General features: G+C 51.8%; 16 protein-coding genes and 1 riboswitch. Of the genes, 3 read left to right on the top strand and 13 right to left on the bottom strand.

Features of this window, described 5'->3' with window-relative positions:
* Positions 1-23: 23 nt before the first annotated feature.
* From WKT05_RS07265 to WKT05_RS07235, 7 genes are all read right to left on the bottom strand, one after another.
* Complete coding sequence (locus tag WKT05_RS07265; protein WP_340413551.1) at positions 24-1,751, bottom strand: hypothetical protein; 1,728 nt, start codon at positions 1,749-1,751, stop codon at positions 24-26.
* Entirely contained in the window at positions 1,748-2,656 is a 909-nt protein-coding gene (locus tag WKT05_RS07260) for an AAA family ATPase (protein WP_421949889.1), read from the bottom strand. Before WKT05_RS07260 ends, WKT05_RS07265 begins: the two co-directional genes overlap by 4 nt.
* 64 nt (positions 2,657-2,720) lie before the next feature.
* On the bottom strand, positions 2,721-4,238 hold the full coding sequence (gene murJ, locus WKT05_RS07255; protein WP_340413550.1) for a murein biosynthesis integral membrane protein MurJ: 1,518 nt from the start codon (positions 4,236-4,238) through the stop codon (positions 2,721-2,723).
* 6 nt (positions 4,239-4,244) lie between these two features.
* Positions 4,245-5,264, bottom strand: a complete 1,020-nt coding sequence (locus tag WKT05_RS07250) for a polysaccharide deacetylase family protein (RefSeq protein WP_340413549.1) — start codon at positions 5,262-5,264, stop codon at positions 4,245-4,247.
* Positions 5,265-5,273: 9 nt separating this feature from the next.
* Positions 5,274-6,659, bottom strand: a complete 1,386-nt coding sequence (locus WKT05_RS07245; protein ID WP_340413548.1) for a hypothetical protein — start codon at positions 6,657-6,659, stop codon at positions 5,274-5,276.
* Positions 6,660-6,724: 65 nt separating this feature from the next.
* The gene (locus tag WKT05_RS07240) at positions 6,725-8,368 is read right to left on the bottom strand and encodes a hypothetical protein (RefSeq protein ID WP_340413547.1); all 1,644 of its coding nucleotides are present in this window, start codon (positions 8,366-8,368) and stop codon (positions 6,725-6,727) included.
* Complete coding sequence (locus tag WKT05_RS07235) at positions 8,361-9,281, bottom strand: FUSC family protein (protein WP_340413546.1); 921 nt, start codon at positions 9,279-9,281, stop codon at positions 8,361-8,363. Before WKT05_RS07235 ends, WKT05_RS07240 begins: the two co-directional genes overlap by 8 nt.
* A 127-nt stretch (positions 9,282-9,408) precedes the next feature.
* Here WKT05_RS07235 and hpf point away from each other — a divergent pair, with 127 nt between their 5' ends.
* Positions 9,409-9,948, top strand: coding sequence for a ribosome hibernation-promoting factor, HPF/YfiA family (hpf, locus tag WKT05_RS07230; RefSeq protein WP_340413545.1), 540 nt, complete (start codon positions 9,409-9,411; stop codon positions 9,946-9,948).
* A gap of 47 nt (positions 9,949-9,995) precedes the next feature.
* On the opposite strand, the gene WKT05_RS07225 is transcribed toward hpf, so the two are convergent.
* Both WKT05_RS07225 and WKT05_RS07220 read right to left on the bottom strand, forming a co-directional pair.
* Positions 9,996-11,267, bottom strand: coding sequence for a sensor histidine kinase (locus WKT05_RS07225; RefSeq protein WP_340413544.1), 1,272 nt, complete (start codon positions 11,265-11,267; stop codon positions 9,996-9,998).
* Positions 11,268-11,963: a response regulator transcription factor gene (locus WKT05_RS07220; protein ID WP_215508084.1), complete on the bottom strand. Its 696-nt coding sequence runs from the start codon at positions 11,961-11,963 to the stop codon at positions 11,268-11,270. It lies immediately after the preceding gene.
* A 72-nt stretch (positions 11,964-12,035) separates the two neighbouring features.
* Between WKT05_RS07220 and WKT05_RS07215 the strand changes: the two genes are divergently transcribed.
* Together WKT05_RS07215 and WKT05_RS07210 are read left to right on the top strand one after the other, a co-directional pair.
* Positions 12,036-12,968 carry a YihY/virulence factor BrkB family protein gene (locus WKT05_RS07215; protein WP_215508085.1) on the top strand — a complete coding sequence of 311 codons (933 nt, stop codon included), beginning with the start codon at positions 12,036-12,038 and terminating at the stop codon, positions 12,966-12,968.
* Positions 12,969-12,986: 18 nt separating this feature from the next.
* Positions 12,987-13,763 carry a PhzF family phenazine biosynthesis protein gene (locus WKT05_RS07210; protein ID WP_340413542.1) on the top strand — a complete coding sequence of 259 codons (777 nt, stop codon included), beginning with the start codon at positions 12,987-12,989 and terminating at the stop codon, positions 13,761-13,763.
* Positions 13,764-13,819: 56 nt separating this feature from the next.
* On the opposite strand, the gene WKT05_RS07205 is transcribed toward WKT05_RS07210, so the two are convergent.
* From WKT05_RS07205 to WKT05_RS07190, 4 genes are all read right to left on the bottom strand, one after another.
* On the bottom strand, positions 13,820-14,449 hold the full coding sequence (locus tag WKT05_RS07205; RefSeq protein WP_340413541.1) for a ComF family protein: 630 nt from the start codon (positions 14,447-14,449) through the stop codon (positions 13,820-13,822).
* Positions 14,443-16,611 (bottom strand): SF1B family DNA helicase RecD2, encoded by a 2,169-nt coding sequence (recD2, locus tag WKT05_RS07200; RefSeq protein WP_340413540.1) that lies wholly within the window; start codon positions 16,609-16,611, stop codon positions 14,443-14,445. Before recD2 ends, WKT05_RS07205 begins: the two co-directional genes overlap by 7 nt.
* Before the next feature lie 25 nt (positions 16,612-16,636).
* Positions 16,637-17,821 (bottom strand): methionine adenosyltransferase, encoded by a 1,185-nt coding sequence (gene metK / locus WKT05_RS07195; protein ID WP_215508089.1) that lies wholly within the window; start codon positions 17,819-17,821, stop codon positions 16,637-16,639.
* Between the two features lie 51 nt (positions 17,822-17,872).
* A riboswitch (SAM riboswitch) is annotated at positions 17,873-17,969 on the bottom strand.
* Positions 17,970-18,016: 47 nt separating this feature from the next.
* Positions 18,017-19,330 (bottom strand): acetyl-CoA hydrolase/transferase family protein, encoded by a 1,314-nt coding sequence (locus WKT05_RS07190; protein ID WP_340413538.1) that lies wholly within the window; start codon positions 19,328-19,330, stop codon positions 18,017-18,019.
* Positions 19,331-19,341 lie beyond the last annotated feature (11 nt).

Below are 19,341 nucleotides of genomic sequence, written 5' to 3'. Positions count from 1 at the left end.
AAAAGAGCCCTCGAGGCTCTTTTTTATTGCAAGCGTTCCACCACGCTCTTTAAATATTTTCCAACGACCACGGAGAAGCGTTCCAAATCTTTGATGCGCACGAAGTCCGTGCCGAAGATGAGTTTTTCCTGATCCAGCTCCTTGTCCTCGCCGGTAAAGACGCCTAAAACGGCACGCTGTTTCAGTTTGCCCTGAAGCACTTCCGCCGCCGTGTCGTAGACCGCGTCTTCCCCTTCGTAGTCGACGACATCACCTTTGCCCGTATCCAGGCCGACGGAGAGCAGGTCGTTGGGCATGCCGTCGGAAAGGACGATGAGCACTTTCGTGTCCGACTCGATTTCTTCCATGGTTTCGAAGACGTAGCGCAGGGCGAAGCCGTCGCGATTGGATCCGCTGGCTTTGTAGGAGAAGATCTCGCGATTTTCTTTGCTGTCGTCTTTGTAGTCTCGGAAGATGCGAATGATTTGGTAATTAAAGAGATTGCAAAAGCCCATGACCCGCGTGGGGATGCGAAGTTGGGTCAGTGCTTCGGCGATGAGAAAGCCCTGAATGGCCACTTCCGCCTGCCGATCCTGTTGGGAACCGCTCATGTCAAGAAGAATGTCCACGGCAAAGGAATTTTCCTGCTCGAAGGAATTTTTCTTGAAAATGCGGTCGTCGCCTAAAATTACGTGGCGCCACAAAAGGCCCGTGTCGATGGCGCCGTTGGCGGCCCGCACGGATTCCTGGGAGGAGTCGTCCAGCAGGTTTTTACGAATGATTTCTCTTAATTCAAAGATGGATCGTTCGTAAATGTGGCGGTCTTTTTCGTAGATGGCTTCCGTTTCTTGCCTTTGGGCGAGGATTTGATCCTCGAAAAACCGCGCCCCCATGTCGTTTTCGAAATTGCCTTTCGTGACGTGCAGGCGCATGCCTTGGTGCAGCCCCGTGGCGATGGTGGACTCGATTTTTTTTGCCTTGGCGGGAGAAAGGGTCTCCTTGCCGTAGTGTTTGCGTACTCGAGCCAAGGTACGGGCTTCGTTGTCGGCGCGGGTCCTGGTAATGGAGGCGTCGGATTCCACCACCTTCGATGTGTCCCGAATGACGCCGGAAAATTCCGCCGACTCGATGATTTCCGTGTCCTTGTCTTCGATTTGCTCCGCCTTGGTCTCCACGATTTGGCGGCGCTTCTTTTTCGGCTCCGCTTCCTCCGGCGGAGGCGGCACGTCTTTAACCTCGATCTTTTTTTCCACTTCGAAGGTTAAAGTGGGATTCACGTGGAAATGCTCCCGCCACAGTCGCGCCAAGTACTCGTAAAATTCGCCTTCGCTTTTTAATTTATCCCCGGCGATGAGCTTGCGCATTAAAGGCTCCAGGAACGTGCCGGCGCTCATGGGCTTGCCCATGCGGTAGGCGGCGTATTGCATTTCAATTTCCTGCGCCAAGTCCCTTTTGTTTAAAAAATCCAAGGTGCGGTAGCGTGTTTTGTAACTATCTTTGGCCATGGCCTTGATTCCGGGCCGCTCGCTGTACAAGGTATTTTTCGTATACTGCAGGGCCAAGATCCGCGCCACGGCGTTCATGTCCTTGCCGTTGGTGACATTTTGCGTGTTTTTTGCCACGAAGTTCACCAGGCGATTTTTCGGAAAAGCCCGATCGATCATTCCCGATTCCGCCGCGTCGAAGCCGTCGCCCTCGCCGCTGTAACGTCGCTGATAATTGCCGCCGACGGTCCAGTACACATTTTGTCGCCGCTTGTCCGTCCAGGTCATCGGAAGAGTTCACCTTTCGTCACGCCTTTTGCAAAAAGGGTATCGATGACATCTTCCACCACTTCTTTTTCGAAGCGGTCGAAGGATTTATTGACGATGCCCATGTTCAGGGCTTCTTTCACATCCAGCCCCCGCTCGATCATGGTAAGGGCGCCGAAAAGGCCACGCATATCCACGGCCTTGGAGGAAATTTCGCCTTCCAAACTTTTGTTTTGCAGGTCCGTAAAGAGGCGGGCAAAGAGGAGCATGCCTTCTTCGTTTAAATGGGTTTCTTCCCGCAAAATTTGTTTCAGTCCTTCGCCTTCCAAAATCGGCATGTCGATGACCATAAAGCGGCTGATTAAGGCTTCGTTTAATTCACGGGTGCCCATGTAGCCGTAGTTCATGGTGCCGATGAAGCGGGTGGCATCGTCCAGAGGAATGCGGTCGTAGCCCGCCACATCGATCATGCGGCGAAAGTCCAGCGCCGAGTGCACCACGGAAAGGGATTCGTTTTTCGCCATGTTGATCTCATCAAAAATAGCGAAACCGCCTTTTTCCGCCGCCAAGGTGACGGGGCCTTTTTTCAACACCACTTCCCCGTTTCTGAAAGTGTCCACGCCGATTAAAGAGGCGCTGTCTACATTGACATTAAGGGACATATTCCACATGGGGCGATTAAAAAGTTGGGCCAGGTTTTCGGAAAAGACGTTTTTCCCCGTGGCTTTCGGGCCGGAAAGCAAAATGTGGTAGCCGGATAAAATGGCGTAAATGGCTTTTTCCCAAATGCTTTTTCCGTAGTAGCGGTAAATGGATACGGGCACACGATCCGCCACGGCGGGATCCACTTTGTGTTCTGCGACAAAATCTTCTACGTCTTTCAGCAAGGTAGCGTCGATGGCTTGTTTGTTTAAAAAATCTACCAGTTGTTCTCTCTTCATGCTCTTCCCTTCTCTATATGAATTATTAAATTTATAATCTCGCTCTAGTTTATACCTCTTTCTTCTTGACATAAAGCAATTTTTTTATTTGTTCGATTTCATCAAATTTCATGACCAGGGCCAAGAGGAGGTAGCTTATTCCCGCCACGACCATGGCGCCCAAAAGGGCCACATTCGGCGAAAGAAAGCCCAGAAGGATTTTCTCCGCGCCCTTGGCGATAAGGCCCATGAGGGCCGAGGCCAAGGCGATTTTTATCAGATTTTTCACGCCGCCGGCGAGTTTTAGGCCCATGGCGGTGTTCTTTAAATGGACCAGCATGCCCACGGCCCCCACCCAAAGGGAGACGGAGGTGCCTATGGCCAGGCCACTTAGGCCCACGACTTTTCCGAGAATAAAACTTAAAGCCACGTTAACCGCCGCCATATACGCCGCGTTGATTAAGGGCACGCGGGCGTCTTTTCGGCTGTAGAAAATCCGTACGCCGATTTCCCGAATGCCGATGGCGAAAAGGCCCAGGGCGTAAAACAAAAGCACTTCCCCCGTGGCCCGCACATCTTCCGCGGAAAAGGCGCCGCTTAAAAACAAGAGCTGCACGATTTCTTTGTGAAAGCACAGGACGCCGACGGTGGCGGGCAAGACGAAGGCCGCCATCAAAGAGAGGCTCTCCCGCATCACACGAGACAGTTCCTCGCTGCTTTTATCTTCCACCAGCTTCGCCATGCGGGGGTAGGTGACGGTAACGATGCTGGTCACCACAATGCCCGTGACGAATCCCTGAATCTTCGTGGCGTAGTTAATGACCGCGACCCCGGTGGGGGCGATGACGGAGGCCATGGCCTTGCTAACAATATTGTTCAGCTCCAAGACCGAGGTGGAGATTAATATGGGAAAAATTAAGCGCCACATATGCCCCATGGCCGCCCCTTTCAGGGGATAGCCTCTACGCAGGTGAAAGCCGCTTTTTTTCAGATAGGGCAAAAAGATCACGTATTGAAAACAAAAAGCGAACAAAATGCCCAGGGCCAGAAGGCGCAAGTCGCCGGCGCGGCCCAAGAACATGGCCGCGATTAAAATGCTGTTCATGACCACGGAGTGGAACATGGAGACGATAAAGTGTTCGTGAATTTGCAAATAGGCTTTAAAGATGGAAAAGACGGCGCTTACCGTCATGCTCAGTGCCGTCACCCGGCTCATGGCCACGGTTTTCTCGAAGGTGGCGCCTTGAAAGCCCGGCGCCATCACATGCACCAGTACCGGCGCAAAAATAATGGCGAGGACGCTGAGGATTAAGGCGATGACCGCCACGGCAAAGGCCAAGGTGGTGGTGAAGCGATTCGCTTCCTCCTCACCTCCTCTGTGGGCCATTTCCGTGTAGACGGGAATGAAGCCGCCGGCGATGGAACCTGAAAAAAGATTGGATAAGACCATAGGCAAAGTAAAGGCGATAAGAAAAATATTCGCCACGGCGGATGTGCCAAAAAAATGGGCTAGGGCTTTTTCCCTAGCCAATCCAAAACATTTGGTCCCTATGGTAATGAGCATTAAAAGCAGGGATGTGTGCTGCATAATTCCCTACTTTAAGATACCGAAGCTGTAGCCGTCGTCCCGAAGGGCGTCGATGACGTGGGGCAAGGCGTCGGCGGAAAGCTGCTTCGTTTCCGCATCGTGCATTAAAATGACGACCACCGAAGCGTCGCCGTTTTTCGGCATGGACTTCTTCAAAAATTCCACGAGGCCTGCAGCCGTAGTGGGGCGGCGACTGGCCGGTTCCGCATCGCCGGTGAGGGCGTTCCAGTCGATCCAGGAAATGCCCATGTCTTTCAGCTTTTGATCGGCCGCATCCAGCCCCTTCCAGCTCATGTGCCCGCCGGGGTAACGCCACGCGCCGGCATGAAAGTTTTTCCCTAATATGCTTTGCAGGGCCTTTTGCGTTTTGATGGCTTCCCCTTCGATGGCCGCCGTATCGGCAACCCGTCCGGGATAAAGCTTGGTGTAATCATGGCTGTAGGAGTGCAGGGCAATGGCGTTGCCTTCGACTAATTCCCGTAGCAAAATATCGCGATTTTTTTCATGGATGCTTTTTCCCACGACAAAGAAGGTTCCGTGGGCATCTTTTTCTTTCAGCGTGTCCAAAATTTGGGGCGAAATCTTGTGATTCGGGCCGTCGTCGAAGGTTAAGAAGGCGATTTTTTTCTTGCCCGTATATTCCCGCTTGCCTTGAATGATTTCGGAAATTTCTCCCGCATCGTAGGCGTAACTCGAAGCGCGGGTAATGTGGTTTTCACCTTTGGCCAGGCGAATTTCAATGCGGTCGTTAATAATATTATTGGTTAAGTTGCCGATTTCTTGCGGCGTGTAGCTGCCCACGGTATGTAGGGCATCCATGTTTTTAAGGACGAACCATTCGATTTGGTTGCCGCCCCCATCCGATGCGCCAGAAGCGGCGAGACGTTTTAATTTATGAAAGGCCCCGGCGAAGACGATTAAAATCACGGCCAAAAGCACGAGGCCGCGAAGGCGCGCCTGTCTCTTTCGCTTTTGGATGCGCATTTTTCTGCGCCGCCGTTGTCTTTCCATTTCTTCTTTATTCATAGCTCCTCCTTAAGGGTGCACCGTAATGGTTTGTGCAATTTTCCTGCCGTCGCCGTAGACGTAGCCTTTCAGCACACTGCCGTTGTATAGCCACAGCACGCGGCGGCCCTTTAATGTATCTTCAATATTTACCATGTCCAATAAATAGGTCGCATCGGAATCTAAATCCTTTAGCTGTACCAATCGCCCCTGTCCGAAAGCCAGGTACCTGTCGCCCATGAGCTTGACGCTGTGGCCTTTGTTCTTGTCGTAGGCTGCAAAAGACACGGCCTGTAGCGTATCTCTATCGAGAATGGTGACAAGGCCTAAATCCCCGTCGTCCAGGAGAATGTAGGACGCACTGAGGCTGAAGTGGGCCGCCTTGGAATCCAAGGGCCTGTCTTCCCGGTCGTCTTCGTGTATAAACAAAACGCCGCCTCTTCGGTAAATAATGCGTCCGTCTTGAACATCGAAGTCTTCCGTGTCCCGATCCACTACCCGCTTTAACACTTTCGATTTCGGCGAGTAGGCGTAGATGCCGCCGGGCCTTTGAAAGTACACGTGGCCGCGGTCGTAGCAGATTCTTTCTGCGCCTTCCATGGCGTAGGGCAAGGGATAGGATTTGCGGCTCATTTTATCGAGCGAATAAATGACTAGCCGCTGACCATCCACAGCTAGGGCCGATTTCGTTTCGTCGTCGTAGTACACCGGCGCGTCTAAGGCCAAGTCGCCGATAAAGCGAATGGACTGTTTTTCGTTGATTTGAAAAAAGCTGCCCATGCCTCCGGGCACTTTTTCGCCCCAGCCCATGATCTGCGTGGTGCTGATATCGTAAATTTCCGTGGCCATGGCGCCGTCGCGATAGGGGGAGATGCTTCCCACCTTCACGGCGCGATCGGGGACCACTTTCGTTTGATCCTCCGGCGGCAGAATCAACAGGCGGGATCCGTCGTCTGACAGATTGATTCCATAGCCCATTTCCTTCAGTGTAAAGACCAGGGGCACATAGAGTGCGTCGCCGTCAAATGTGGGATAAGACGCGGCCTCTGCTCGCCCCGATGAGCGAACCACCACGGCTTTATCCGCCGCCATGTAAATGCGATTGATTTGATTGATGGTAATGATTTTTTCTTCGGGAAAATAGCCCATGCGCTTTTCTCCCACCAGTCGGATAAAATCCTTGTAGGCAAGGGCCCAATCGCCGTTTATTTTTTTTACGGGATAGGTGTAATGCACCGGGACCGCGCCCTTGGATCGCCGAAAGATATAAAGCTCCGGCACATGGGTGGGCGTTTCCACCACCGGCTTTTTCGATGGTATGTCGCGAAAAAATTTCTCCTCCGTCGAATAAGGCTTCGCCGCCACTAGGAAGGCGAGAAGAAAACACGCCGCCAAAAGGGCTTTTCTTTTCATCATCTTTCGCCTCCGCCATTATTTTACCACAGCCCGAGGGCTTGAAATTCTAAGATAAATAGGATTTATCACTCAAAAGGTGCGATGACATTGTCCTTTTCCAAAAGGCCCAGATAACTAAACGCCGCCTCGCCGAAAGCCGTGGGACGGAAGATGATTTTCCCCTCGTCGTTTACGGCCATGTCGTATAAATCCAGGTCCCGACCCAGATCCATGATACGTCTCAGAATCACGTCGTCTTTTTCACCGACCACTTCCCTGAAAAGCTTGGCGCCCGGCTTGAGGCATTGGGCATAAACATCTCGAAAAGGCCATTGGCGGAAATACACATCTGCTCCTTGGAATTTTTCGTTAAACAGAGTGCTTACCCAAAGCACCAACTTTTCTTCGTCTTCCATTTGCATGTATTGCTCCAGGCGAATGGTGGGAAGAAGCAGGCCCTCTTCCACAAAGACCAAGCTCTTTAAAAGGGCGAATTTTCTGAAAAACACCAGCTCCGGAAAGCTGCTCTCCCGATTGGCTTGGCTCTTTTGCAGAAAAATCGGCACATTTTGCCGCACCTGAGCCAAGCTCTTCTGGTTCAAGGCGCCGGTTTTCGTCACCATTAAATCTTCGTCGAGAATGGTTTCCAGGTAGCGATCGAACTGATCCAGCCAGCGGGAGGAACGCTTCATCTCGCCCCGAGCCTCTGCCAGACTGTTTACCCGGTACATTCCCCGCACCGAGTGGGCGAGGCGCCTTTTGTAATCGAGAATTTTTTTATCCGCCGGCTCCAGGGAGCGTAGGCCCGCGTCGTTTCCCCGCATGCGGCACCAGTGGCGAAAGAGGGCGTAAATCCGAAGCATTTGGGCGTCGTCGGCAAAATCCCCGTCGTTTGAGGCCGCCACCATAAGCTCGTCGTAGTGGGTGAAGCCATTGTCCTCAAGATTCACCCCTTCCGCCATAAGCACCGCCGAATCCATGTGCTCGAGAAGGTACATATCCGCCACCACGGCGGCGTCGTCATCGGCAAATTCCGGTGCCAGGGCGAGAATGCCCTCGGAGACATCCAAAAGCGCTTCCTCCTCGTCGAAAGGCAAACTCTCCTCGTCCTCCGCCCGAGCATAGGCCAGGGCAAAGAGAAAGAGGATTTCCGGATTCCCGTTTTTTAAGGTGTCCTCATAGGCCTTTGTGTTTTCCTGCATCATGGGCTGACGCTTTTTCAGTTCCATGACCTGTTCTCCAAAGGCATCCCGTAATTTTTCAGGCACAACCTTCGCCTTGTTGAAGAGAAAATGGCCCACGGAAGTTTCCACGATGCGACCCAAAAAGAGATCCCCCTCTTTCAGCGCCTTCGCCTCTTCCGTGGCCTCGAGGATGACGGCGGGCTCGGGAAACAGAAGGCTTTGAACATAAATGCCCGCCTCGCTTTTGTAATTGACGCGGTAAATGGACAGATAGGAATCGAAAATCCGCTCCAAATAAGGCTCCACGCCGCGCATTTTGTGAATGTGGCGCCACAACTGGCCCACCAATTGGCTCGTGGTGGGGCGATTTTCCTCCGTGTCGAACATGAGCCAGGCGGCCAAGTCGAAATGAGGAATCGACACGCGCATGGGCGCATACATTTCCTCGTCTTTAAATAAGTCGTCCATGGGAATGTTGTGGCGAGTGGAATCCACAATGGCCACAATATCCTCCAGGGTTTTCAGCCAAAGCTGTGTATTAGACATGGGTTACTCCTTCGTCGTAAAGGGCTTTTGTGGCTTGGAGCTTTTCCAAAACCACATGGACGTGAAAATTCACAATGGGATCGGGAAGCACCTCGTCCATGCCCTCAAACAGTTCCGTGTAGTGGAACAGTTCTTGAATAATCAATTTATTTTCCGTCGTTAGTTTGCTTTCCATCAGATTCATATGAGACAAAACCCGCAGCGAAATAAAGCATTCGCTGAAATGATCCAGGAGATTTTCCACGCCGTAAAGGTCTACGTCTCGGGCAAAGGGCTCAGACATTTCTTTTTTGATGAGCTCAAAGGATTCCTGGGTTTTGGCGAGCTCTTTTTGCAGCGCATCGAGCCCGATCTTTTCGTCAGCGAGAATCACGGCCTCGGAAAGGCGAAAAATATCTTCGTATGTCTGCTCCAAGAGGTTTTCGAAACTGCGCTTCGGCGTGGGCCGGGAGATGAGGTAATTAATGACCAGGGAGACGAAAATCCCGAGAAAGGTCCCGATAAGGCGGTTGACGCCGTAAATTAATTGGGATTGCGTCGATGAAAAGCTGGCCACGAAAATAATATTCGTGAGATTAATAAAGCGGTTCATCTTAAATTTCAGCAGGGTTAAGATAATAATGACGATGCCCACGCCGGCGATAAAGGGACGAATGTAAATGTTGTCGGTGATCAGTGCCAAAACATAGCCCAGGACCACGCCCATGACGCAGGTAAACATTCTAAGTCTGACGGCTTTGTGGGTTTCGTGGACCGAAGGCTGCATGGTGGTCATGGCGGCGATGGCCACAAAAAGGGGCGTATGAAGCCCAAGTATATTCGATAAAAACAATCCGATGACGACGGCCAGAGCCGTTTTAAATGTACGCATGCCGACATGGGGCAAATGATCTTTTACCGGTGGAATGTTCAAATTCTGTTCTCCTTTTTGCACTTCTAGAAAAAGTATAGCAAACTGAAAAAAAACTGCAAGGGAGAGGCCCGTTTCAATCTTCGGAATCGGGGTATTATAATAAAAAGTAGTGAGAGGAGACATGACTATGCGTATTGAATTTTACGGAAAGAATATTGAAGTGACGTCAGCTTTAAAAAATCAAGCGGAAAAGAAACTGTCGAAACTGGACAAGTACTTTGCCGAAGAGGTAAAAGCGAAAGCCACATTCTCTGCCACCAAGGGCGATCACACCACTGAAATTACGGTGTTCTTACCGACCAGCATTGTCCGCGCAGAAGAAACGACTCAAGACATGTACGCCTCCATTGATTTGGCTGTGGACGCGCTGGAAAGGCAAGTCCGCAAGTACAAGACCCGCCTGAAACGGCGCCACCAAAATGCCGAAACCATTCGCTTCGAAAATTTCGAACAAGCCATGCCGCAAAGCGAAGAAGACGAACAAGGCAAGATTATTTCCAAGCGGAAGCACTTTAAACTTCTGCCCATGCACGAAGAAGAAGCCATGCTTCAAATGGAACTGTTGAACCACAATTTCTTCGTCTTCTTAGATGCCGAAGACAGCGCACCGGCCCTGCTTTACAAGCGCCGCGACGGCAATTTCGGTCGCATCGACTTCGATATTTAATCTTAAACACGCCCTATAATAAAGAAACCGGACGCTCGTCCGGTTTTTTAATTGGATTCAATTTCTTTCGGCAGCTCGATAAAGACCTGGAAGTAGTCTCCGTCGATAATCATGCGAAATTCGCCGCCTAAAATTTCCACCAAGTTTTTGGCAATATAAAGACCCAGGCCGCTTCCTTCCGTGGTGCGGCTCTTGTCCCCCCGAATGAATTGATTGGACAATTCGGCGGTGGACTGGTTAATCTTGTTTTTCGACAGATTCTTCATATTGAAGTAGATCTTTTCCCCCACCACCGAGGTGTTGGCGGTGACGGTGGTATTTTCTTTCGCATACTTATAGCAATTACTAAAGAGGTTTTGAATGACGCGGCTCAAAACATTGCCGTCGGTGTAAATGGGAATGTCTTCCGCATCGGAGGTGTAGACGAAATTTAAATTCCTGGATTCATAATCGGCGGCAACGTCGCCGTAGATCTGGCTGACTAATTCGTTAAAGTCGATAATCACCGGCTCCAGAGTAACATTGCCGCTGCCCGTCTTCGAGGCTTCGATCAGATTAATAATCATGCTCTTGAGCCGCTCGGAATTGCGCCCCAGAATATGAATGTAATTTTTCGCCTCGTCGTCCATGACGTCTTTTTTGCTTAATATGTCAGCGTAGTTAATGATGCTGGTTAAAGGCGTTTTTAAATCGTGGCTGATATTGGTGATGAGCTCGGTCTTCATCTTTTGCGACTTCACCTGGGCCTGAGCCGCCTGATACATGCTGTCTTTGATCCGGGTCAGATCCATTAATGCCTCGTAGGTGGATTCCTTCATCATAGGCGAGAAAGCCGTAATGTCCACATAGCTTTGAGTCTCGGCAATGGCGGCGCGAAGGATGCGGTTTTGAACCACCTCGTCTTCCCCCATGAGCATGAGCCGCAAAACGGGCATAATTAACATGCCGTAGAGAACGGGAAAGCCTGTAAACACCATGAGAAAGTAGATAATTAAAAACAGATTCATGAAACAAAAGAAGCCGTAGATGGCTTCTTTATTCATTTCTTTAATCATGCTCGCCGTGAGCCAGGTGCGGGTGGTGGCCCGCATAAAAAGCTTCACGCACCAAAAGACCAACAGAAGCACCAAGACCGTCAGGCTGTAGAAGGCGGAGCGGGAAGGATCGTAAACGTGTCCGCCGAAAAAAGACGCGAAAAGACTCATGCACCCCATGATAAACCACAGGTCCACCCAAATGATTTCCAGGTAATTGCCCCGGCAGTATTTATAGGCGCGGGCTTTGATCCCTTGGAAAAATTGCCGACTCTTGTCGGTCATTTAGTCCACGTCCTCGAATTTGTAGCCCATGCCGTAGACGGACTTAATGTAATCGGGCTTTCTCGGATTGATCTCCACTTTGTCCCGCAAATGGGAGATGTGTACGGAAATAACTTTTTTTACGTCGTGGGCCGATTCTTCCCACACAATTTCGTAAATTTCGTCGCTGGAGAAGACCCGCCCTTTGTTTTTCATGAGCAGACGCAGAATCTTGTACTCGTGGGGCGTTAAATTGGCCACTTCCCCGTCTACCCGCACTTCCTTGGCGTTGTCGTTTAAGCTGATGCGGCCCACGGTGTAATTGCCGTCGTCGATTTCCGCCGCGCCTAAAGAGGTGTAGCGGCGAATGCCGGAGTTGACCCGGGCGATGAGTTCCACGGCGTTAAAGGGCTTGATGATGTAGTCGTCCGCCCCCATGTTCAAGCCGATGATCTTGTCTGTGATTTCACTTTTTGCGCTTAAGATAATAATGGGAATGTTGCTGGTTTCGCGGATTTTTAAAATGGCGGACATGCCGTCCATGTTAGGCATCATTAAATCCATTAAGACCAGGTGAATGTCCTCTTTTTTCATTACTTCCAGGGCCTCGAGGCCGTCGTAGGCGGGAAACACCCTGTATCCTTCCGCTTCCAAGTAGATTCTTATTGCCGAGACGATGTCCTTTTCGTCGTCGCAAACCAAAATATTGTATTGCATAAATCATCCTCCATCTTAGGTCTATTCTATCATAACTATGATATAATCGCCTTAGGAGGGAAGAAGGATTCTATGAATAAATTGAAAAGGAAACTCAAAGGTTTCGTTACAAAAAAGCCTTTCGCTTTTTTCGATATCCTTTTCTACAATATTTTGAAAAACGATTCGATACAAAAGGCGGCGAGCCTGTCCTACTTTTTTGTTTTGGCCATCTTCCCCTTTTTTATCGCCCTGTTAAATATTCTCAACGTGGTGAACCGAAGCTATCTTTCCAAAGTGTCGCAAATACTGGACAATTTGCCGCCGGAGATTCAAAGCATTGCCACGAGTTTTTTTAAAGACCTGCAGCTGAACTCGTCTTCGGCCCTTTTGTCGATTTCCTTAATCGGTACGATTTATGTGGCCAGCAAGGGCATTAAGCAGCTGATTAAGAGCATTAACGACAGCCTTTCCATTGCGGAAGATCGAAACATTTTGTCTCTCACCGTCCTGTCGTTTATTATTACCATCGCCCTTTTCGCCTTGGTGATTTTGCTCTTTGTCACCCAAGTCATCGGCTCCAATGCCCTGCGCTTTGTTTTTCAGTTTTTGCAGCTGCCCCCGAAGGCATTTACATTCATCCGCCGCATTACCACCTTCGTGCCCCTGGTGTATATGTTTTTGAGCTTCTACTGCCTCTACCGCTTCGCACCGAAGTGGCCTGAAGGCACGAAGCCGAAAGCCGGTGTACACTTGGCAGCGGCTTTATTTTCCACCGTAGGCATTTTACTTTCCAACGCGGTATTCGGCTATTATGTAGCGAATTTTTCCAATTATTCCAACACCTACGGATCCCTGGCGGGGATGATTATCTTTTTAGTATGGCTCTATCTGTTCGGCCTGATTCTGCTCGTCGGCAGTTCCGTTCAGGCGAGTCTTTATCTATTGAACACGAAAGGCGCCCAATGGCCACGGGAAGAAACCCTGCTTTCGGGCCTGATCTCGTCGCACACACAAGTGCTCTGATTAGTATAGGAGTTATTTATGAAACAATTTATCGTCGATACCTTTACGGAAAAAGTATTTAAGGGCAATCCCGCGGCGGTTTGCCTGCCCGATCGCCTCTTAACCGATGAGCTCATGCTGGCCATTGCCAACGAAAACAATTTGTCGGAAACGGCCTTTGTCATTAAAAACGGAGATAAATACGTGCTCCGCTCCTTCACGCCGGAAGAGGAAGTGGATTTTTGCGGCCACGCCACTTTTGCCGCCGCCTACATCGTGTTTTTGATTTTGGAGCGGGAAAAGGACACGATTTATTTCGAAACGAAATCCGGCACCATGCCCGTCTCGAGAAAGGGCGATCTCTTTACCATGGACTTGCCCACTTTCCCGTTGAAAAAAGTCCCCGTTACCGATGAAATGACGGCGGCGGTAGGCGCCACGCCCAAGGAAGCCTACATGGGCAGGGATTTACTCTTGATCATGGAAGATGATTTTGATTTGGCGGGATACGATCCGGACATTTTAAAGATCAAGACCTTGGAAGGCTCCATGCTCCACTTGACCAAGGCAGGCGACGGGGATTACGACTGCATCTCCCGCTCCTTTGCGCCGAAGCTCGGCGTCGACGAAGACCCAGTCTGCGGCTCCGGCCACTGCCACATTTGCGTCTACTGGTCGGAAAAATTAAACAAGCCCGACATTTTGGCCTACCAAGCCAGTCGCCGCGGCGGCATTTTGGAAACCTACGTCACCCCGGGCCACGTCAACTTAACGGGCCACGCCGTCATGTTTTATCGAGGCGACATTCACATCTGATCCCCTGCACAAAAAAAGCGATCCCTCTTTTTAGAGAGATCGCTCTTTTATTGCCTTTATTCGTAATCCACATCCCGGGCCTTCATGCACACGATGCCGGAAACAGACGCCGCCCCTGCATCCATGCAGGCTTTTTGCGCGGCCCCCATGGTGGCGCCGGTGGTGTAGGTGTCGTCGATTAACAAGAGGCGCTTCCCCGACACATGGCTTGCGGCGAAGGCGTTCTCGACATTCAATGCCCGAGCCTTGGCCCCGAGGCCGATTTGATCCTTGACCTTTTTTGTGAGCACAAGCCTCTCTTCAAAGGGCAGATCCATCTGTGTCGCCACTTTGCGGGCGATGAGCCCCGGCGGATTGTAGCCCCGAATGCGCCGCTTTTTCGCCGAGGTGGGCACGCAGACGATGGCGTCGAAGGGGCCGAGGCCGCTGTGGCGCAAAAAATCCGCCGCCATTTCGCCGAAGACCTCCGCCCAATACCGCTCTTCGCGAAATTTTAAGCCTTCGATCATAAAGGACGCCGCCTTATTTTCCCGAAGCAGAGCGTAGACGGGAAAGGCCTTTTCGCTTAAAATCGCCTCCCCCATAAAAGAGAGGGTGTCTAAACAGCTTTCGCAGAGGTGAAATGCCGAGGCAGCTTCTTTTTTGCAGAGTGCGCAGTCTCCCGATGCGAAAAATCCCCTTACCATTCCCTCTTCTCCTTTAAAATGACATCCAAATCGGAATAGCGCCAGCGAATGCGGTTGTTTTCAACCATGCGCTTTAAGACCTGAAAGCTTCCGACGATGACCACCAGCTTCCGCGCCCGGGTGACGCCGGTGTAGAGAAGGTTTCTCGTATAGAGCATGGGCGGGCCGTTTAACAGGGGCATGACCACCACGGGAAATTCCGATCCCTGAGACTTGTGCACGGTGCTGGCATAGGCGGGCATAAGCTCCGGCAAGTATTCGTTCGTGTAGGTGCAAAGCTTGTCGTCGTAGAGGACCTTGATCCACCCGCCGGCGGGATCCACCGCCGTGACTCGGCCCAAATCGCCGTTAAAGACGCCTTCGCCCTCGTTGTCGAAAACTTTGTTTTGCGACTTCCAGGGCATTTGGTAATTGTTTTTCGTCTGCATCACCTTGTCGCCGACGCAGTAGGTGAAGCCCCGGCTCTCAAGGCCCTTCTTTCCGGGATTCAAGGTCTTCTGCAGAGCTTCGTTTAAATGCTCGATGCCGCAAATGCCCTTTTTCATCGGCGCCAGAACCTGTATGTCTTCCATGGAATCCACGCCGTAGAAGGCGGGCAGGCGGTTTTTCACCAAATCGCAAATGAGTGCCAGGGCCTTGTCGGGATCGCTCTCTTCCATAAAAAAGAAATCCGTGCCCTTTTCATTGACCCGAGGCAATTCCCCGTGATTGATGCGGTGGGCATTTTTTACGATGTAGGAGGTTTCCGCCTGGCGAAACACTTCGTCCAACTGCACGGAAGGCACTTCCCCGGAATCCAAAATATCCTTCAACACATTTCCCGCCCCCACCGGCGGCAGCTGATCCACGTCGCCGACGAGTATGAGGCGGGTTTTTTCCTTTAAGGAGGTGAGCACGTCTCGCATCAGGAGCAAATCGATCATGCTGGCCTCGTCGATAATCAACACATCGGCATCGATGTCGTCGCCGGAGACGATGGAGTCGGTGCCCTCTTCGTCGATGTAGTCGTATTTTAAGAGGCGGTGAATGGTGGAGGCGCCTCGGCCCGTGGCCTCTTCCATGCGCTTCGCCGCACGTCCCGTCGGCGCAGCCAGTGCGATGGAAAGATTCAGCCGATCCATGGCTTCCACAATGGCCCGAAGGGTGGTGGTCTTCCCCGTGCCGGGACCTCCGGTAATGACGAGGAGGTGGGAATCCACGGCCCGCATAAGGGCTTCTTTTTGCTTGTCCGCCAAGGTCATGTCCAGCTTTTCGCACACGGCACTCACCATGTCTTCCGCCATGTGCTCGGCGAGATCCACTTTGCCCCGCTTTTTAATCTCCCGCGCCACCAATTGCTCGGCGCGGAAGTAGTTGAGGAAGTAGATTTTCACCACGCCGACGCGCTGGGCCAGGTAAATGTCCGGATCCACGGCGAGGATTTGCAGAAATTCCTCCACAAAGGTCACGTCCATGTTTAAAACCCGGGCCGCCTCTTCCATTAAAAGGTCCTTGGGCAGGTAGCAGTTGCCGTCTAATACGCCGTTGGTCAAGACGTATTTCATGGCGGCGACGATACGCTTCGGGTCGTCTTCCGCCATGCCGATTTTTCTCGCAATTCCGTCGGCCTTTAAAAAGCCGAAGCCCCGCACCTTCCCCGCCAAGGCGTAGGGATTCTTTTCGATCATGGCCGGGGCATCTTTGCCGAAGACTTTGTAAATGGCCATGGCTTCTTTATTGGTGAGATCGAAGGCCGCCGCATCGAGAAAGAAATCCCGCATGCCCTTCTGCTCTTTCAGGGCGTCTAAAATCACGGCGAGCTTTTTCTTGCCGATGCCCTCCACCTCGTTCAGCCGCTCCGGTTCCTCTTCGATAATCTGCAGGGTCTCCTCACCGAAGGTGTCCACAATGCGCTTCGCCGTCACTTTTCCCACATGGGGAATAAGGCCGCCGGAAAGGTAAGCGGTAATGGCTTCCTTCCCTCGCGGCCTTATTTTTTCCACCCGGTCAAAGGCGAACTGCTCCCCATACTTCGGGTGATAAATCAGCTCGCCTTCCAGGCGCAAATGCTCTTTTTCATGAAAGGCGATGGACGTGCCTACAATGACGATATCCGTATCCTCCGTAATGAATTGGGCGACGGTATAGCCATTGCTTTCGTTTCGAAAAATAATATGATCCAAAACGCCTTCGATGATCACAAAGTCCCTACTTTCTGTTTTTCAATGCCTCTAAGATGGCTTCCACCTTATTCGTTTCTTCCCACGGTGCCGTCACATCTTCGCGGCCGAAGTGACCGTAGGCGGCGACATTTTTGTAAATGGGGCGCAAAAGATCCAAGTCGCGAATAATCGCTGCGGGACGCAGGTCGAATACTTCGTGGACCAAGTCTTCGATTTCGTTGTCGGTGAGATCCGAGGTGCCGTAGCTTTCCACGTAGACAGACAGGGGCTTGGCGATGCCGATGGCGTAGCTCAAGCCGATTTCGCATTTGTCGCAAACGCCTGCGGCTACGAGATTTTTCGCCACATAGCGGGCGGCGTAAGCGGCGGAGCGGTCAACTTTTGTCGGGTCTTTGCCGCTGAAGCAACCGCCGCCGTGGCGGGCATAGCCGCCGTAGGTGTCCACGATGATCTTGCGGCCCGTAAGCCCTGCATCGGCCACCGGTCCGCCTTCCACGAAGCGGCCCGTGGGATTGATGTAGATCTTCGTGTTCTCATCCATCCACTTGTCGGCGACCACGGGATCGATGACGTATTTTTCGATGTCCCCCCGAATGGTATCCAGATCCACCGCCGGGTCGTGTTGAGTACTGACCACGATGTTTTCGAGGCGCACCGGCGTGCCGTCGTGGTATTCCACGGTGACTTGGGTCTTGCCGTCGGGACGGAGATAGGTTAAGGTGCCGTCTTTGCGCACGTCGGAAAGCTTCTTCGCCATTTTGTGGGCGAGGGAAATGGGCAAGGGCATAAGCTCTTCCGTTTCTCGGCAGGCGTAGCCGAACATAATCCCCTGATCCCCGGCACCGAATGCGTCCAACTCCTCGGTGCCCGCTTCCTTAAAGCGGTCGACGCCCATGGCGATGTCCGGGCTTTGTTCTTTAATGGCGGAAATAACCGCCACGGATTCGGCTTCGAAGCCGTTTTGCACGCCGTGGACGTAGCCGATGTCCGTTAAAGTTTGGCGGACTACGTTGGTGAAGTCCACATAGGCATTGGTGGAAATTTCACCGGTGATGACTACCATACCCGTAGAAACCAAGCTTTCACACGCCACGCGGGCGTTTTTGTCTTTTGCGAGAATCGCATCTAAAATTCCGTCGGAAATTTGGTCGCACACCTTGTCCGGGTGGCCTTCGGTGACCGATTCCGAGGAAAATAACCATTTATTCATTTTTTCCTCCTTATGATTCAATAAAAAAAGCCTGCACGCGGCAGGCTTTCATTCTTATCTTTCAGACCTGTCGCGTCTGTAGGATTTAGCACCAAAAAGGGTTGCCGGGTTTCACAGTGCCTAGTCACTCCACCGCTCTTAATAAGAATGTTAAACAGTGATAATAGTATAGACGAATCAAAAGGAAAATGCAAGTCACGGTTTCCAAAAACCTTTTTTCATAGCGGCCTTGATGAGTTCATCGCGAAAATCCGGATGGGCGATGGCGATTAACGCCTTGGCCCGCTCGTAAAGGCTCTTACCCTTTAAATTGCAAATGCCGTATTCCGTGACCACATACTGGGTCACCGGGGCGGGCAAGGTGACGATGGTGCCCGTTAGAAAATCGGGGACGATGTTGGAATGGCGCAGGCCGTTTTTGTCCACGCGAGATGAGCGCAAGCAAATAAAGCCCTTGCCCTCCGGCGCCAGGTAGCTTCCCACGGCAAAATCGAATTGGCCTCCGGCGCCTGAGATTTGCCGCGTACCCACGCTTTCCGAGCTCACTTCGCCCCTGAGGTTCACCTGAATCGCCGTGTTAATGCTGGTCATTTTGTGTTGGGCGGCGATGGTGGCGGCACCGTTGACGTAATCCACCGGCCCTACGACGATGGAAGGATTTTCGTCGACGAAGTCGTAAAGGGCCTCGGTGCCCGCCAAAAAGGCACTCACCTGCCGACCGCGGTCCAGGTTTTTTTTCATGCCGGTGATTTTTCCCGCCAAGGTCATTTTCATAAAGCTGTCCACGTACATTTCCGTGTGCACGCCTAAATCCTTTAAGCTGCTGCCTGCGATGACATCGCCGATGGCGTTAGGCAATGCGCCGATCCCCAGCTGCACCGTGGCTTCATTTTCCATGCGTTCCACCACGATTTCAGCAATTTTTCTGTCTAACTCGCCGTAGTCTCGATTGGGCAAGACGCCCATGGCGTGGGGCTTTGCCTCAATGATCACATCCACCTGATCGATGTGGAGTTCGCTCTCACAAAGGCCGAAAATCCGCGGCTGCTTTTCGTTGACCTCCACGATCACCGTCTTCGCCTTTTCCGCCAGTCGGAAAAAGTGGCTGCCGTCGATGCCGAAGTTAAAGTAGCCGTGCTTGTCCATGGGCGAGACGGAGATCACCAGGGCGTCCGTGTCTCTGTTTTCCGTAACATAGCGAATGATTTCCGAGTAGCGCACGGGAATGTGGTTGGCCGTGCCCTGATCCATGGCGCGGCGCACTTGGCCGGTGCCGTGCCAGCTCTGCCACAGGAAGGGGCCGCCTGCATCTACCAAGCGGGAGGAATCCACGAGGACGCCGTTTCGTATGGCCACGTGATTCAGCTCATGGGCCCTCTCCGCCAGAGCCGCATCAAATTCCACGGGGAAGTTTGCGCCGAAACCGATTTCGATTTCATCGCCATCTTGAATCAGGGCCGCCGCTTCTCGTGCCGTCTTCAGTTTTTCTTTGTAAATCTTCTCGTACATACTTTAAATTC

The organism is Peptoniphilus sp. HCN-40583 (genome assembly GCF_037892835.1).
Classification (GTDB): Bacteria; Bacillota; Clostridia; order Tissierellales; family Peptoniphilaceae; genus Aedoeadaptatus; species Aedoeadaptatus rachelemmaiella.
Note: the sequence above shows the minus strand (reverse complement) of the source record. Positions and strands in the feature narration are given on the sequence as shown.

Bases quoted from the DNA above. Each gene is read 5' to 3' on its own strand.
- WKT05_RS07190 (WP_340413538.1), bottom strand. From the start codon at position 19,330: ATGTACGAGAAGATTTACAAAGAAAAACTGAAGACGGCACGAGAAGCG.
- WKT05_RS07265 (WP_340413551.1), bottom strand. From the start codon at position 1,751: ATGACCTGGACGGACAAGCGGCGACAAAATGTGTACTGGACCGTCGGC.
- WKT05_RS07250 (WP_340413549.1), bottom strand. From the start codon at position 5,264: ATGAATAAAGAAGAAATGGAAAGACAACGGCGGCGCAGAAAAATGCGC.
- WKT05_RS07225 (WP_340413544.1), bottom strand. From the start codon at position 11,267: ATGACCGACAAGAGTCGGCAATTTTTCCAAGGGATCAAAGCCCGCGCC.
- WKT05_RS07240 (WP_340413547.1), bottom strand. From the start codon at position 8,368: ATGTCTAATACACAGCTTTGGCTGAAAACCCTGGAGGATATTGTGGCC.
- hpf (WP_340413545.1), top strand. From the start codon at position 9,409: ATGCGTATTGAATTTTACGGAAAGAATATTGAAGTGACGTCAGCTTTA.
- WKT05_RS07205 (WP_340413541.1), bottom strand. From the start codon at position 14,449: ATGGTAAGGGGATTTTTCGCATCGGGAGACTGCGCACTCTGCAAAAAA.
- metK (WP_215508089.1), bottom strand. From the start codon at position 17,821: ATGAATAAATGGTTATTTTCCTCGGAATCGGTCACCGAAGGCCACCCG.
- WKT05_RS07245 (WP_340413548.1), bottom strand. From the start codon at position 6,659: ATGATGAAAAGAAAAGCCCTTTTGGCGGCGTGTTTTCTTCTCGCCTTC.
- WKT05_RS07210 (WP_340413542.1), top strand. From the start codon at position 12,987: ATGAAACAATTTATCGTCGATACCTTTACGGAAAAAGTATTTAAGGGC.
- WKT05_RS07215 (WP_215508085.1), top strand. From the start codon at position 12,036: ATGAATAAATTGAAAAGGAAACTCAAAGGTTTCGTTACAAAAAAGCCT.
- murJ (WP_340413550.1), bottom strand. From the start codon at position 4,238: ATGCAGCACACATCCCTGCTTTTAATGCTCATTACCATAGGGACCAAA.
- WKT05_RS07220 (WP_215508084.1), bottom strand. From the start codon at position 11,963: ATGCAATACAATATTTTGGTTTGCGACGACGAAAAGGACATCGTCTCG.